The following is a 241-nucleotide window of genomic DNA, read 5'->3' on the forward strand; positions in this document are numbered from 1 at the left end:
AGCTGATCGGCCTCGCCGGGCTGCGCGACGTCGACGTGCTCGCCGACCTGGGCGGTGCCGAGGTGGTCGGGGACGACGTCCGGTCCCGGGTGCTCCGCGAGCTGGCCGGGCGGCGCCCCGCCCCGGCCCGCCGACGGATCGTGCTGCGCTTCCTCACCTCACCGGTGCGCGTCCTCGGTGACGACCGCGTCGACGGCGTCGAGCTCGTGCGCAACGAGCTGGTCCCGGACGCGGCCGGCGT

The 241-nt window shown here is 77.2% G+C and carries 1 pseudogene; it reads left to right on the plus strand.

Going from position 1 to position 241, the window contains the following annotated elements:
• Positions 1–241, plus strand: a pseudogene (locus QWY29_RS20625) (FAD-dependent oxidoreductase); the annotation flags it as partial.

Source organism: Nocardioides abyssi (assembly GCF_030412915.1).
GTDB classification, from domain to species: domain Bacteria; phylum Actinomycetota; class Actinomycetes; order Propionibacteriales; family Nocardioidaceae; genus Nocardioides; species Nocardioides abyssi.